At 55.0% G+C, this 13,335-nt stretch carries 13 protein-coding genes and 1 pseudogene; 8 read left to right on the forward strand and 6 right to left on the reverse strand.

What is annotated here, in order from left to right; genetic code table 11:
- The first annotated feature begins 39 nt into the window (after positions 1-39).
- The 7 genes from K5R89_RS27505 to K5R89_RS18260 all read left to right on the forward strand — a co-directional run bounded on the left by K5R89_RS27505 (position 40) and on the right by K5R89_RS18260 (position 5,039).
- Positions 40-2,445: a phage tail protein gene (locus K5R89_RS27505; RefSeq protein ID WP_254242837.1), complete on the forward strand. Its 2,406-nt coding sequence runs from the start codon at positions 40-42 to the stop codon at positions 2,443-2,445.
- A gap of 10 nt (positions 2,446-2,455) precedes the next feature.
- A complete protein-coding gene (locus K5R89_RS18235) occupies positions 2,456-2,704 on the forward strand; it encodes a hypothetical protein (protein ID WP_254242838.1) in 249 nt (82 codons plus the stop codon).
- A 92-nt stretch (positions 2,705-2,796) separates the two neighbouring features.
- Positions 2,797-3,201, forward strand: coding sequence for a putative holin (locus K5R89_RS18240; protein WP_004146394.1), 405 nt, complete (start codon positions 2,797-2,799; stop codon positions 3,199-3,201).
- A complete protein-coding gene (locus K5R89_RS18245; RefSeq protein ID WP_217259519.1) occupies positions 3,188-3,484 on the forward strand; it encodes a phage holin family protein in 297 nt (98 codons plus the stop codon). Before K5R89_RS18240 ends, K5R89_RS18245 begins: the two co-directional genes overlap by 14 nt.
- Complete coding sequence (locus K5R89_RS18250; RefSeq protein WP_004197429.1) at positions 3,481-3,960, forward strand: TIGR02594 family protein; 480 nt, start codon at positions 3,481-3,483, stop codon at positions 3,958-3,960. The genes K5R89_RS18245 and K5R89_RS18250 overlap by 4 nt, the downstream gene beginning before the upstream one ends.
- The gene (locus K5R89_RS18255) at positions 3,957-4,457 is read left to right on the forward strand and encodes a DUF2514 domain-containing protein (RefSeq protein WP_217259520.1); all 501 of its coding nucleotides are present in this window, start codon (positions 3,957-3,959) and stop codon (positions 4,455-4,457) included. The genes K5R89_RS18250 and K5R89_RS18255 overlap by 4 nt, the downstream gene beginning before the upstream one ends.
- A 423-nt stretch (positions 4,458-4,880) precedes the next feature.
- Entirely contained in the window at positions 4,881-5,039 is a 159-nt protein-coding gene (locus K5R89_RS18260; RefSeq protein WP_032700880.1) for an AraC family transcriptional regulator, read from the forward strand.
- On the opposite strand, the gene K5R89_RS18265 is transcribed toward K5R89_RS18260, so the two are convergent.
- The 5 genes and pseudogenes from K5R89_RS18265 to mdlC form a co-directional block, all read right to left on the reverse strand.
- Positions 5,036-5,944 carry a ketopantoate reductase family protein gene (locus K5R89_RS18265; protein WP_101881306.1) on the reverse strand — a complete coding sequence of 303 codons (909 nt, stop codon included), beginning with the start codon at positions 5,942-5,944 and terminating at the stop codon, positions 5,036-5,038. The genes K5R89_RS18260 and K5R89_RS18265 overlap by 4 nt on opposite strands.
- Before the next feature lie 116 nt (positions 5,945-6,060).
- Positions 6,061-6,207 (reverse strand): annotated as a pseudogene (locus K5R89_RS18270) (OprD family outer membrane porin); the annotation flags it as partial.
- A 126-nt stretch (positions 6,208-6,333) separates the two neighbouring features.
- Positions 6,334-7,812, reverse strand: a complete 1,479-nt coding sequence (locus K5R89_RS18275; RefSeq protein ID WP_217259521.1) for an aldehyde dehydrogenase family protein — start codon at positions 7,810-7,812, stop codon at positions 6,334-6,336.
- Positions 7,813-7,846: 34 nt separating this feature from the next.
- Entirely contained in the window at positions 7,847-9,181 is a 1,335-nt protein-coding gene (locus K5R89_RS18280; RefSeq protein WP_101881308.1) for an aromatic acid/H+ symport family MFS transporter, read from the reverse strand.
- A gap of 70 nt (positions 9,182-9,251) precedes the next feature.
- Positions 9,252-10,841 (reverse strand): benzoylformate decarboxylase, encoded by a 1,590-nt coding sequence (gene mdlC / locus K5R89_RS18285; protein ID WP_046881834.1) that lies wholly within the window; start codon positions 10,839-10,841, stop codon positions 9,252-9,254.
- 119 nt (positions 10,842-10,960) lie between these two features.
- Here mdlC and K5R89_RS18290 point away from each other — a divergent pair, with 119 nt between their 5' ends.
- The gene (locus K5R89_RS18290; protein WP_101881309.1) at positions 10,961-11,866 is read left to right on the forward strand and encodes a LysR family transcriptional regulator; all 906 of its coding nucleotides are present in this window, start codon (positions 10,961-10,963) and stop codon (positions 11,864-11,866) included.
- Positions 11,867-12,023: 157 nt separating this feature from the next.
- Here K5R89_RS18290 and K5R89_RS18295 read toward each other — a convergent pair whose 3' ends face one another.
- On the reverse strand, positions 12,024-13,307 hold the full coding sequence (locus K5R89_RS18295; protein ID WP_217259522.1) for an MFS transporter: 1,284 nt from the start codon (positions 13,305-13,307) through the stop codon (positions 12,024-12,026).
- Positions 13,308-13,335: the final 28 nt, after the last annotated feature.

Genomic DNA, 13,335 nt, shown 5'->3' on the forward strand with positions numbered 1-13,335 from the left:
GTGTGGCGCGCCGGGCGCTGCGACATCCGGAGATTTCATATGACGGTCTCAACCGAAGTCGACCATAACGACTACACAGGGAACGGCGTTACCACATCTTTCCCGTACACGTTCCGCATCTTCAAGAAGTCAGATCTCACCGTCCAGGTCGCTGACATTAATGAAAATATTACGGTGCTGACTCTGGATACTGATTACTCCGTTACCGGGGCAGGTACCTATTCTGGCGGGAATGTTGTGCTGATGTCCCCGCTGGCCAACGGATGGCAAATCTCTATCTCACGTGATCTGCCAGTTATCCAGGAGACTGACCTACGCAACCAGGGGAAGTTCTTCGCAGAAGTCCATGAGGATGCGTTCGACAAGCTGACCATGCTTATCCAGCAGTGCTTTAGCTTTCTCCGCCTGGCGCTGCGCAAGCCGTCGTTCATTGCGAACTATTATGACGCACTCAACAACCGCATTCGAAACCTGCGTGACCCGTCACAGGCGCAGGATGCGGCCACGAAGAATTATGTTGATGGGCAGATCGCTGACAACACTAACGCTTGGAAAGCTGGTGATGCCATTCTTGATCAGAAAATTGACAGTAATTTTGCGAGAACTCTACGGGTTCCAGAAAGCACTGTTGACCAACTAAGCCCGGTATCTGTTCGGAAAAACTCGTTGTTAGGATGGGATAGCAACGGTAAGCCAATACCAGTTTTTTCGATGACAGATACAGCAGATCTTGCCATTAAATTAGCATCAACTGATCCTGGTCTTGGTGCTTTCTTAGTTGGCTTCATGAGGCAGTGGGAGTTAAGTTCAATTGTTAATATTTCCACTGCGCTTAATGCTAAACCAGTAAATCTATGGGAGTACTATCACCTTACCACAACGAAAGTTGTGCTTGGGAATGAAGTTACCAACTGGTCTAATGCTTTGATTCAGGCATTAAAAGATGCAGGTAAATATCATAGGCAACTCGAAATTCCTGGCGGTGAATATTACATAGAAAAACTACCAGAGTTTACAAACTTAAGTGCATCTCCATCGCTTACTCAAATGACGCTTTATTCTATAGTTGGCGAAGGTCATGATCAAACAATTATTTGGTCAGATAGCGTTGAAAATGGAGTTTTATCATTTACGTCATGCAGATTCTACTTCAAGAATTTCAGCATGGAGAGAAGAGGTGTTTCACTAAGTGATACAGCAACTAGTGGAATATCATTAATTCAGCTTGGGAAATCCAATGTTTCATCTGCGGTTAGACTCGGATATGCAGAAAACGTAAGGTTTAATAACTCAGGGATGGGATTGAATATAGATCATGCATGGGATTGTGTATTTATAAATTTAATAGTTCAAAACTTTGGTGCTACAGGGATTCGTATAGGAATTCATGCAAGTGATAATAATAATAACCTTATTTTTATCAGGCCTCAGATTGAAACATGTAGATATACTGGAACAGATCTTTGCCGTGCATTTGCTCATATGAGTGGACCTGGAGGGTCTACGAGAAACCACGGCATAACTTTAGTTCAACCACATTTCGAGCCAGGAAATTTTAGATGTTCAAATTTATATATGGCATACCCGCAAAACTTTACTGTGATAAATCCACAGTTTAACAGGAATGACACTGGGGTTGTTTCATCAATAGACCCATCCATTGCAGCACCTATAATTTACTGCTCTGACGGGGTCAATGTTCGTATATCAGGCGGGCAAATGCAACATATTGGTGTCAGAAGTGACACCGTATCTCCGGTAATGAAATTTGCTGGTATACAGAAGTCATTTAAATGTGATGGTTACATAGAAACAGGACGGACATCAAGAACTGATTTTCAATCAGCTATTGATATTTCGCTTAATACAAATGGCTTTCGTGAACTTGACTTTAACGGTGCATCGATTAACTCTTTTAACCAGATGAGCTCAATTGGATCAAGGGTTAGGATAGGCCCACTTAATGATCTGCAAAAAGTATTCGACCTTGTTGGTGAAAGTTTTATGCCAACTGGATCAACAAATACTGCTCAAAAAATTATAGGTAAATATTCAAATACTCAGGATCAGTCTACACCTCAAACTGATATTTTCGAGATAACTAGCGAGGGGCATGTAAGATTTAAGGCCTACTTAGGGCAAAAAATAACACTAGCCGCAGGTGCGATCGCCACAATTAATATTGGGGAAGGAGTTCAGCAGAGGAGAGGAAAATATGGAGTATACGGGCTGGAGCTAAATAATCAGTTGTTTACAGAGTTTTTTAACGTACCAAGTCAGGCTCCTGTGTCGATTGCAACAGGCACGTCAGTAAATCTTTCTGCTACACAGCCTGATGTTTCAATTACAGGTAAATTATGCGTGTATCAGAATTCTCAATATATTGTATTAGAGAATAGATTATTAACGTCAGTAACCGTCGCAGTTTTATTTTATTCCTGCTAAGGGGGGGGTTATGTCTCTGTTATTATATCGTTCAAATAAGGTAGTTGAAGCAATGGAAATTGTAAGTGTAGTTATAAACCCTGATTATTCTGCTGTTCTTAGTAATTCAGAAGGGTTTAACATCACCGTATCTTCAGATTTCGTTGTCAGAGAGAAGCCACGGATCGGTGGTTATTATATGAAAAATCATGATGGCTTTGAAGCCTACATTGATAAAGACGTATTTGAAACAGACTTCTCGGAAGATCAAGAAGTTTGATAACTATTACCATTTATTCATAAACGGTTTATTGTGTATGATGAGCTTACCAAACTAAGGAGGTTCATCATGCATAGTAAACGGTGGTCATCATGTCTGCATCGCTAACCGCTGATACGATAAATCAGGGGCTTAGCTACGGTGCGCTGGCGGCAGTAATCGCCGGCGTACCTCCTGAAGTGGCGCTGGGGTCGCTGGCTGGGGCGGTAATTTTTGTTACCTCTGCTGTTGAGTATCCGGTCAAGCGCCGCGTTCTCCTGGCGCTACTCAGCTTTCTATGCGGTCTTCTCTTCTACAAACCCACAGCATCAATCCTTATCGGCGTTGCCAGCATGATCCCAACCATCACACAGGACTCGTTCGAGCGGGGCATTGTCTACTCCGCCGGCGCGTTCGTTGCGGCGATTGTCGCTGTGCGGGTTGGGATATGGCTGTATCACCGCTCTGACAATCCGCGCGATTTAATCCCGGGAGGAAAAGACGATGACAGGCCATGATCTGCTGCTTATCGCTAATGCAATCATCTGCGGCGGGATAGCGCTGCGGGTGATGTTCTTCCAGCGCAACGGATCGCGCCACCGCCGCTGGGGTGGGTGGATAGCCTATTTCCTCATCGTGGCGGCGGCCAGTATCCCGCTGCGTACCGCGTACTCATACCTGTACCACTTCCCCATGACCGCAGATCTTTCTGAGGTCGTTATCAATGCTGTGATGTTCGCCGCGGTGCTGAAGACGCGCGGCAACGTTGTGCAAATCTTCAAGATATCGAGGTCATCATGAGTGAGTTACCCTGGATTACAGAAGCACGTAAACATATTGGCCAGATGGAAATTAAAGGACCACGTCATAACCCACTGATTATTCAATTCTGGAAAGACATTAAGCGTGGTGGGATTAAAGATGATGAAACGCCATGGTGCGCCGCATTCGTAGGTGCAATGCTCGAACGAAGTGGAATTAAATCAACACGCTTCGAATCTGCAAAATCCTATCTCAACTGGGGGGTTCAGATTAAAGAACCAGCTTATGGTTGTGTGGTTGTATTCAGCCGTGACGGCGGAGGCCATGTCGGATTTGTTGTCGGGAAGAAAAAAAATGGCGACCTGATGGTTCTTGGCGGGAACCAGTCTGATGCAATTAACATTCGTTCATTTTCCAAGGAAAGGGTTACCGGATACCGTTGGCCGGTTAATGTGGCGAAGGATAGTAGAGAGTTACCGTTAATGACCGGTTCCGAGTCGGTAAATGAATCATGATCACGGCATTCGTGAAAGCGTACTGGAAACAGTTGCTTATCGTGTCGATGCTTGCTGCTCTGGTGACCGGAGGCGTTGTAGCCTGGAATGTTCACGGTGACAGGCAGTACGACGCCGGTTATGCGCAGGCGAAGGCAGACCGCAAAGCAGAAGATGATAAAGCCCGTCAACATGACGAACAGGAGAAAGCAACCAATGAACGTGAGGCGCAGCAGAGGATCGACCAGGCGCGCAATGATGCTCTTGATGCTGCCGCTCGCGCTGGCCGGCTGCAGCAGCAGCTCGTTGCCATCCGTGAGCAGCTCAGGCAGTATAACGCCACTGTCGGCGCTGGGACGTCAGCCGCAGACACCGGAGTTTTGCTTGCCGACGTGCTCGAAAAATCTCTCGAACGAAACCGGCAACTGGCAGAATACGCTGACCGGGCAGCTGAAGCCGGAAGAGTCTGTGAACGGCAATATGACGAACTGACGAAACGGGGCACAATTTCCCAGTGACGGTATATAAAACGGTATCTGGGATTTTGTTTTTAAAAATGTTGTTTTCAGTCAATTGGTTACGACATCTGTAAATAATTGAGTGGGAATGATTTAACGTCTGGCAACAGCCTGCACGTAAAAGCAGTAAAGTACCTCTAAGCCCGCGTAACTGCGGGCTTTTTTGTTTTTATGTCTGGCACTTTCTGGCAGCTGTTAGCAACGGGAAGCACGGTTTTTTCAATGGAATTTTTGATGGTACTCTCTGGTTTTGAATTTTGATCTCCTCCCTGAAAACAGTGCCAGGGTCACCTTGCTGGTGTGGATTTCACGGCGCTCACGAGAGTGCTACCAGTTGGCCGCCAAGCCCAGGGAGCGCGGCCTGCAGTATCTGGAAAACCTGACGCTGCTGATCGAAAGTACTTCAGGGAACACCAGCGCATCATGCCCGAAGCCAAGGGCAACCTGATCTACACCTCGTTGACGGTTGGACAGGTCGCCGACAGCCTGGGGGTCGTCGAGCAGGCTTACTTCTCACGGTTCTTCAAGCGCACCACGGACCTGACCCTAAAGGCGTTTCGCCTTCAGCGCCGGGAAATCTAGCCTTCGCTCAACTTCACCAGGCTGAACAGCATCTCCAGCACCGGCGTGGCGACGCCCAGGCGCTTGCCGCGCTCGACCACCGCGCCATTGATGAAATCGATCTCGGTTTTGCGACCTGCCTCGACATCCTGCAGCATCGACGGTTTGTGCTGCTGGTGATTGCGAAAGGCATAGTCGACAGCAGCGATAACCCGCCGCTGATCAGCATCAATGCCAGCAGCCTGTGCAACCGCCACGGTTTCGCTGACGATGCGGGAGGTCACCTGCCGTCCCTCTTCAGCGTGGCCGAGCGCGCCCACGGTCCTGCGGGTCACCGCGCAAACCGAATTGAGCGCTGCGTTGAACGCCACCTTCTCCCAGATCGACACCTGCACCTGCGGATCGGCCTCGCACGGCAAACCGGCCTGGCTAAAATTCGCCGCGATTTCGTGCACGGTCGGGCTGTCCTTACCATTGCCTGCCCAGATATTGATGTGCCCTTCGCCGTGGCTGTGCACCACGCCAGGCGCGACAAGGTCTGCCGGCAAGTTGGTCATGCCGACGATGATGCGCTCGGCCGGAACCACGCGGGCGATGAGCTCGGCATTGCCCAGCCCGTTCTGCACCGAAAGCGCCCAGGTCTGCGGCCCCACCAGGTGGCGCACTGACTCGATGGCGGCGGCGGTATGAAACCCCTTGGTAAAGATCACCAGCAGGTCGAAGTGGCCTGTCACTTGGTGTGCACGAGAGATTGGCACCCAGACGCTTTCCTGTACGTCAGGCGTCTCCAGGCGCAAGCCCTGGCGAGAGATGACCTCGATGGTCGTCTCCGACGCCTCGACGAAAGACACGTCCTGTCCAGCCAAGGCCAGGCGCGCACCAAACAGGCCGCCCATCGCCCCTGCGCCCACTATTGCAATTTTCATCGCTGCTCCTTCGAGTAAATGAATGGCCACTTCAGGAAGCCATTCTCTGTCTCACAAATAAATGCGTACCTGGCAAAACATAAATGCCGTCTATGTCCTGAGGCATTGCACCACCGCTAACCCACGCCATGCCCGCCGATTGTCAGGGTGGTCATGGCGCCGTAACTCTTGTTGTCGATATCGCCATACAACGCTTTGCCGTCTTCACGGTTCTGGGAGTGGCGCAACTCGGTCTGCAACGAGTAGCCGGTCGACAAGACGGACGGTTGGACAAGTCCAGGTAATGCTGCTGATAAATGTCCTCGATCTGGCCGTAGAAATCAGAAGAATCACGGCGTCAGTGGATTCGCAGGACCAGGCGCAAGCCGGAAGGGACCTGCGCCAGTGTGCTAGAACGGGTATTTGCGTGGTGTCATCTGCACGCTGATCCAGTGATCGGTGGTGAATTCCTCGATTGCCCACTCACCATTGAAACGCCCCAGCCCCGAGTTCTTCTCACCGCCAAAGGGAGCGTGCGCCTCGTCGTTGACCGGAATGTCGTTCACATGGGTCATGCCAGCCTTGATTCGACGCGCGAAACGCGCGCCGCGCTCCAGGTCGGCGGTGAACACGGCGCTAGATAGCCCGAACTCGCTGTCGTTCGCAAGCGCCAGCGCGTGGGACTCATCTCGCGCGCGCTGAATGCCGACCAGCGGGCCGAAAATTTCCTCGCGGGCGATCTCCATTTCTGCCGTCACATCGGCGAACACGTGAGGCGGCAGCAGTTGCCCACGCACGTCACCTTCGACGACCGGACGGGCACCCTCCTCCCTGGCCCGCGCCACCTTGCTCAGCAACGTGTCCAGTTGCTTGCGGTTAATGATAGGCCCGACCACGGTATCCGGCTCGCTGGGGTCGCCCACCTTCAACGCCTTGACTCTTTCGGCATAGCGCTCGACGAAGCGGTCATACAGTGCGTCCTCGACGATGATGCGGTTGATCGCCATGCAGATCTGCCCCTGGTGCAGGAACTTGCCCATCACCGCCGCTGCTACCGCCTGCTCCAGGTAGGCATCGGCCAGCACCACGAACGGGCTGTTGCCGCCCAGCTCCAGTGCCACGTGCTTGAGGTGCTTGCCACCGCTGGCGATACGGCCAATGTTGGCGCCCACAGGGGTCGAGCCCGTGAAGGAGATGAATTTGGGTACCGGATGCTCGACGAACGCATCACCAATCTCGGCACCAGAGCCGACCAGCACGCTAATCACGCCTGCCGGAACGCCGGCTTCCTCGAAGATGCGCGCGGCCAGCAGGCCGCCCGTCACGGGGGTATCGCTCGCGGGCTTGATCACCACGGCATTGCCCAAGGCCAATGCCGGTGCCACCGAACGCTGGGTGAGGTGGAGCGGGAAGTTCCATGGGCTGATCACCCCCACCACACCCAGCGGCTCTCGGTAAACGCGATTTTCCTTGCCCGGGACGTTGGACGGCAGAATGCGCCCGTGCACCCGCGCCGGAAAAGAGGCTGACTCCAGGGTGATGCTGCGCGCAGCACCCCACTCGATTTGCGCCTTGATGCGGGTACTGCCCGACTCGCGGATGATCCAGCCGATGATCTCCTCGCGACGCTCATCGAAGATCTGCACCGCACGGTGCAGGATGGCAGAGCGCTGCCCCGGTCCTATCATCGCCCACTCGACCTGGGCGCGCTGCGCGGCCTGATAGGCTTCGTCCAGGTCATCGCGGGTAGCCTGCTTGATCTGCAGCAGGGTTTCTCCGTTGTACGGATCGCTGACCTGCAGTGATTGCGGCGCACTGCCTTCACGCCATGCGCCGGCAATCGGCAGCAGGTGAAGATCGCGATACGGCGTGTGATTGACTTGACTCACGGAATATCTCCTTTATCAGTATTGGGCACGTTGTTCAGTGATGGGTGTCTGCCGGCTGGGCATTCAAGCCCACGCTGGCAACGGCCCTTCTTTTGATCATGGCAATGGCGAAAATCGCCACCAATCCGGGGACCGCGCAGAGAATGAAATTGAGCTGCAGTGGCAGGTTAATGCTCAGCATCAGGCCGCCCATTGCCGGGCCAGCCACGGCCCCGAAACGGCCAATTGCCGAACACCAACTCACGCCCGTCGCACGGATCTCGCTCGGGTACTGCTGTGCAGCGAAGGCATGGATGACGGCCAGGGTGCCGATGGTGGTGGCACCGGCGATCAGCAACATAGCGTTGAGCAGCAGCGGGCCAGGCTTGATACCCAGCGTGCAGAGTGAGATCACCGCCAGCAGGAAGAACAGTATCAACGTGGGCTTGCAGCCCCAGCGATCGGCGAGCCAGCCACCACCCAGGGCGCCGAAGGTGGCGCCAATGTTCAAGGTCACCAGGAACATCAGGCTCGAACCCAGCGGGAAGCCACCGGAGACCATGATCTTCGGCAACCAGGTATTGAGCCCATAGACCATCAGCATGCACATGCCAAACCCCAGCCACAGGAACACCGTACCCACGCCACGTCCTTCGGTGAACAGACGCGACAACGGTGCCGCGCTCGAAGTGCGTACGGGCGCATCGAAACGTACCTGGTCAGCGTCGACGGCGGGATCGATGCGTTTGAGCAGCGCACTGGCCGCGGCCTTGTCCTTTTTCAGCAGGAAGTTCAGCGACTCGGGCAGTTGGCGGTACATCCACGGCAGGAACAGCAGCGGGATGCCGCCCACCAGAAACGTTGCCTCCCATCCAAAGCGAGGAATGATAAACATGGCTACCAGAGCCGAAAAAATTGCCCCGATCGAGTAGAAGCTGAGCATGATAGTGGTCATTCGGCTGCGACGTGCTTTCGGTGTCAGGTCATTCATCAACGCGACGATGTTGGGGATCGCCCCGCCCAGCCCGACGCCGGTGACGAAACGCAGAGTTGCGAAACTCTCCGCATCCCAGGCCCATGCGGTACCCAGCGTGCAAACACTGGCCAGCGTCATGGCGCTGAGAATAACTTTGCGCCGTCCCAGGCGATCTGCCAGCGGGCCGATGACGACAGCGCCGAACATCATGCCGAACAGCGCGGCACTGCCCATCCAGCCGGCAATGACCGGAGTCAATGCCCAATGCTCCATCAATTGCGGCACGACAGAGCCGTAGATGACCAGGTCATAGCCATCGAACAGCATGATGAAGGAACACCAGAAGAGTAGGGTATAGTGGAGTTTTCCAAGCGGAGCGGAGCCCGCGACATCCAAGGCACGTCGTTGAGTCATTGTTGTATCTCTTATTGTTGTTATCAAGATTAGTGAGCGAGGCGCCGGCGGCGACCACGTTCACATGAGGTTAGTGAGGCTGGATGGTCAGGGTCGGCACCTCAATGACGGTGGGTTCATTGGCGTCCAGCGCAGTTCGTAGTGCCGCTTCGAAGCTGTCCCGGGTATCGGTGTGTACGGCCTTGACCCCATAGCCTTTGGCAATGGCACAGAAGTCCAGGCCGGGAACGTCGAGGCCAGGGGAGTCCTCGGCCTTGAGCACCCCGGCAAACCAGCGCAGGGCACCGTAGGTGCCGTTCTTGAGGATGATGAACACCACGGGGACCCGGTATTGCGCGGCCGTCCAGAGCGCGGTGATGCCGTAGTTGGCAGAGCCATCACCGATCAGTGCGACGACTCGTCGCTGCGGTTGGGCGAGCTGCACGCCAACGGCGGCCGGCAGGCCGAAGCCCAGGCCACCCGCTGCCGGGAAGTAATAGCTGCCTGGATGACGCAGGTTCATGCGCTGCCAGAATGCCGTGGTTGTCGAGGTCGATTCCTTGACATAGATGGCATCGTGCGGGGCGACCGCATCGAGTACATCGAACAGCGTTTCCGGGTGCAGGTGGTGCGGCTCGTCGGTGACACACTCAGGCGCAGCGAGTGCTTCTGGATACGGCCGGGACTGCTGGACGACTTCTTCGGCCAGCACGCGCAGGGTTTCCCTGATGTCGCCGACCAGCGCATGGCCCATGGGTGCTCGTGTAGCCTCTAGCGGATCGGAGGTGATGTGCAGCAGTTGCGCCCCGACCGGCAGGTAATCACCGGGGGCAAACTGGTGATAACGGAACACCGGCGCACCCACCACGATGATCAGGTCATGGCCTTGCAGGGTCTTGCTGATGCCAGCGATAGCCGCTGGCAGCACGCCCCGGAAGCTGGGGTGACGGGTAGGGAACGGGCAGCGCGACGCCGACGGGGCGATCCAGACGGGCATGCGCAGCTTGTCAGCCAGAGCCACTGCGTGGTCGTTGGACAGCGTCGCATCGACATCGGGGCCCAGTACCAGCACCGGATTGCGAGCGTCTTGCACTTGCTGGACCAGCACCTGCAGTTGCCGAGCGTCTGGCGTACCGGCCGTCTGCACGTCGCGCTCGATCAGGTGCTCGACGCCGGGTCCCGAAGGCTGATCCCAGTCATCGTAAGGAATCGACAGGTACACCGGTGCTTTCGGCGTGGTGTTCGCATAGTGGATCGCCTGGCTCAGGGCTCGCGGTACGTCCTGGGCGTTGGCCGGCTCGTAGCTCCACTTCACCAGCGGCTTGGGCAGTTGCGTAGCATCGACGTTGGCCAGCATGGCCTCTACCCCGATCATCGGTCGCACTTGCTGACCCGCGGTGATCACCAAGGGGCTGTGCGAGTACCAGGAGTTGGTCAGCGCTCCCATACCGTTACCCGTGCCTGCCGCAGCATGCAGGTTGACGAACGCCGGCTTGCCGCTGGCCAGCGCATAACCGTCGGCCATGCCCACCACCGCACCTTCGTGAAGGCCGAGTACGTACTGAAAGTCTTCCGGGAAGCTCTTCAGGAACGGCAGTTCGTTGGAGCCGGGGTTGCCAAAGATGGTGGTCATGCCGTGGCGGCGCAGTAGCGCATATGCAGCGGAGTGAATTGTTTTCATAAAGTTAATATTCAGTAAATGTAATGTAGTTCAACTGTAGAAAGATGACTAAAATCGATCAAATAAATACTTTGACTTCAGCGCATAGACACTATCTATATACAACTGGAGATTAGCCAATGGCCGGTTTCGACCTCAACCTGATCACGACTTTCGTCACGCTTTATGAAACCCAGAGTGTCACCGTGGCTGCCGAGCGACTCTGCGTAACTCAGCCATCAGTGAGCTATGCATTGGCCAAACTCAGGGAACAGTTCGATGACGCCTTATTCGTACGTAACCAACAAGGCATGCAACCTACGCGGTTGGCTACTCAGCTCTATGAGGGATTCAAGGAAGCCAGCCGTAGCATCAATGATGCCGTTTCCGAGGCACGCAAATTTTCCCCATCAACCTCAAAGCGACGTTTTCGCCTTGCCTTGTCGGATTTGGGCGAAATTGCGTTGCTGCCAAGAGTGCTCGACCGTCTCAACCAGATAGCGCCCAGTATCGAGCTTGACATCGTGCCGCTTGAGATCGACCAGGTTGCAACATGGCTGAACGATGGGCATATCGACGCGGCTATCTGTAGTCAGATATTGCCGGGGGCCGGCATTGCCCACCAAAGGCTGATGAGCGAGCAATACTGTTGCCTGGTCGATGACGCTCATCCACGTATTGGCACGCAGATGAACATGCAGCAATTTCTCGCCGAACCCCATGCAATTGTCACCCGAACATCCGGCCATGGCATGGTAGAAGACGTCCTGAAAAAAATGGCCGTCGAGCGCCGAGTGCGGCTACGCATCCCACATTTTTCGGTACTGCCAAAGATCATCCCCGGGACCGAGATGATCACTATCTTGCCCTATCGCATTGCCTGGAGCTTTTGCGAGTTTCCAGGAGATAAGCCATTGAAAGTCGTCGCTCTACCTTTCGAGGTACCATCTTTCGAAGTGACCCTGCACTGGCATTCGCGAAGTGAAAAATCCACTTCACTGAAGTGGTTTTGCGAGCAGATTGAGGCTGCACTTGGTGAGCCTTAAGACCGCTACCGGCAGATTCTGTTGAAAAAGTAGCGACCTCTCCGTTTTACTGGTCTGTGCGGGGCTATTGATAATAGAGTGCGAGTCATCCCCGGCGTTAGCTGAAAGAAACGAAACCCTCTGTTTTTACAGAGGGTTTTTTACTTTAGACATCCCTTTAATCCCGTCGTCCCAGAAGGTTATCTGGCAGGGTGAGGTTTCCTTGTGAATTCCCCGTTTGCGGTTCCGGCAGATGTTCAGCTGGCCCATTTTTTGCCGCCGCCGTGCGGAGCGCGGAAAGTTTACCCGGCTGTACCTTACCCGCCCCACGCACCATCGCCAGCGCCAGTCCGGCAACGATCAGCGTTAACCCGGTGGAAATCCACATTCCACCCACGATACCCAGCCGATGGTTCAACCATGCGTAGGCAAAGGGGGAGGCAGCCGCCATCAGTTGCCCGGGGATCAGCAGGAGACCCGTGCGGCTGGCGTAGCTTTCTGCGCTAAACAGCGCCAGCGGCAGCGTCGCTTTAACAATCGTCACCAGCCCGTTTATCGCGCCATAGCCGAGCACAAACCCGGCTGCGCACCCGGCATAAGCTGTGCTGCTCACGCCAACGAGAAAACAGAGCGGCATGGCGAGCGCGGTAAAACGCGTCAGCGCGAGCGGGGTGACGCGTCGACCGGCCAGCACTTCCCCCAGCCGGGCGCCGGTCTGGCCCAATCCCCACAGCATTCCGAGGGCAACCGGCAGGCCAAAGTGGCTGATAAACTCCGGCAGATGGGTGGAGGTGCCGGTGGAGATGAAGGTGATCAGCGCAATAAAGAGCGCATAACGTATGCCGTTACGCCGATCGCCATCCGCTGTCGGAGCTTTCGCTTTCGTCGGTGAGCCGAGCCGCTGGCGGGGCAGCTGATAACTCAGCCATGCGCTCAGCAGGCCAAACAGCGCATAGATCCGCAGGGCATCCTGCCAGGACATCACCGTGAGTAAAGCCTCCCCCAGCGGCCAGAAGAGGGCAGAGGCCAGGCCGCCGGCGAGGGTGATGTGAGAGATGGTTTTCCGCGCCTGCTGGCCGTAAAGATTCACTACCGCGGCGAACAGGGCGTCATACAACGACAGCCGCATGCCGACGCCGGTCAGCAGCCAGGCGCCGTACCAGCCGACCAGCGAAGGGCGCCAGGCCATCATCGCGCAACTGGCGGCTATCAGTAAGGTTCCGCTGGTGACCACCAGCCGTCCGCCAAAGCGAGCCAGCAGCCTGGCGACCAACGGGGAGACCGCAGCCATGATCAGCATCGCAAGCGTCAGGCCAAGATAAATCTGCGGCGAGCTCCATCCCTTGTCGGCGGCGATTGCTCCGGCAAAGGTGCCGGGCATATAAAAAGAGATACCCCAGTTGATCAGTTGCTGAGCGCCCGCCGTGAAGGCGAGGCGTCGGGGAATAGCCGGTGTTTCCATGGTTTTTCATTCCGTTAAGACAGTTGTC

This window comes from Klebsiella sp. TF21-TM (assembly GCF_019753495.1).
GTDB lineage: Bacteria > Pseudomonadota > Gammaproteobacteria > Enterobacterales > Enterobacteriaceae > Klebsiella > Klebsiella quasipneumoniae.

Coding starts and splice junctions, on each gene's coding strand:
- K5R89_RS27505 (WP_254242837.1), top strand. CDS start 40: ATGACGGTCTCAACCGAAGTCGACCATAACGACTACACAGGGAACGGC.
- K5R89_RS18235 (WP_254242838.1), top strand. CDS start 2,456: ATGTCTCTGTTATTATATCGTTCAAATAAGGTAGTTGAAGCAATGGAA.
- K5R89_RS18240 (WP_004146394.1), top strand. CDS start 2,797: ATGTCTGCATCGCTAACCGCTGATACGATAAATCAGGGGCTTAGCTAC.
- K5R89_RS18245 (WP_217259519.1), top strand. CDS start 3,188: ATGACAGGCCATGATCTGCTGCTTATCGCTAATGCAATCATCTGCGGC.
- K5R89_RS18250 (WP_004197429.1), top strand. CDS start 3,481: ATGAGTGAGTTACCCTGGATTACAGAAGCACGTAAACATATTGGCCAG.
- K5R89_RS18255 (WP_217259520.1), top strand. CDS start 3,957: ATGATCACGGCATTCGTGAAAGCGTACTGGAAACAGTTGCTTATCGTG.
- K5R89_RS18260 (WP_032700880.1), top strand. CDS start 4,881: ATGCCCGAAGCCAAGGGCAACCTGATCTACACCTCGTTGACGGTTGGA.
- K5R89_RS18265 (WP_101881306.1), bottom strand. CDS start 5,944: ATGAAAATTGCAATAGTGGGCGCAGGGGCGATGGGCGGCCTGTTTGGT.
- K5R89_RS18280 (WP_101881308.1), bottom strand. CDS start 9,181: ATGACTCAACGACGTGCCTTGGATGTCGCGGGCTCCGCTCCGCTTGGA.
- mdlC (WP_046881834.1), bottom strand. CDS start 10,841: ATGAAAACAATTCACTCCGCTGCATATGCGCTACTGCGCCGCCACGGC.
- K5R89_RS18290 (WP_101881309.1), top strand. CDS start 10,961: ATGGCCGGTTTCGACCTCAACCTGATCACGACTTTCGTCACGCTTTAT.
- K5R89_RS18295 (WP_217259522.1), bottom strand. CDS start 13,307: ATGGAAACACCGGCTATTCCCCGACGCCTCGCCTTCACGGCGGGCGCT.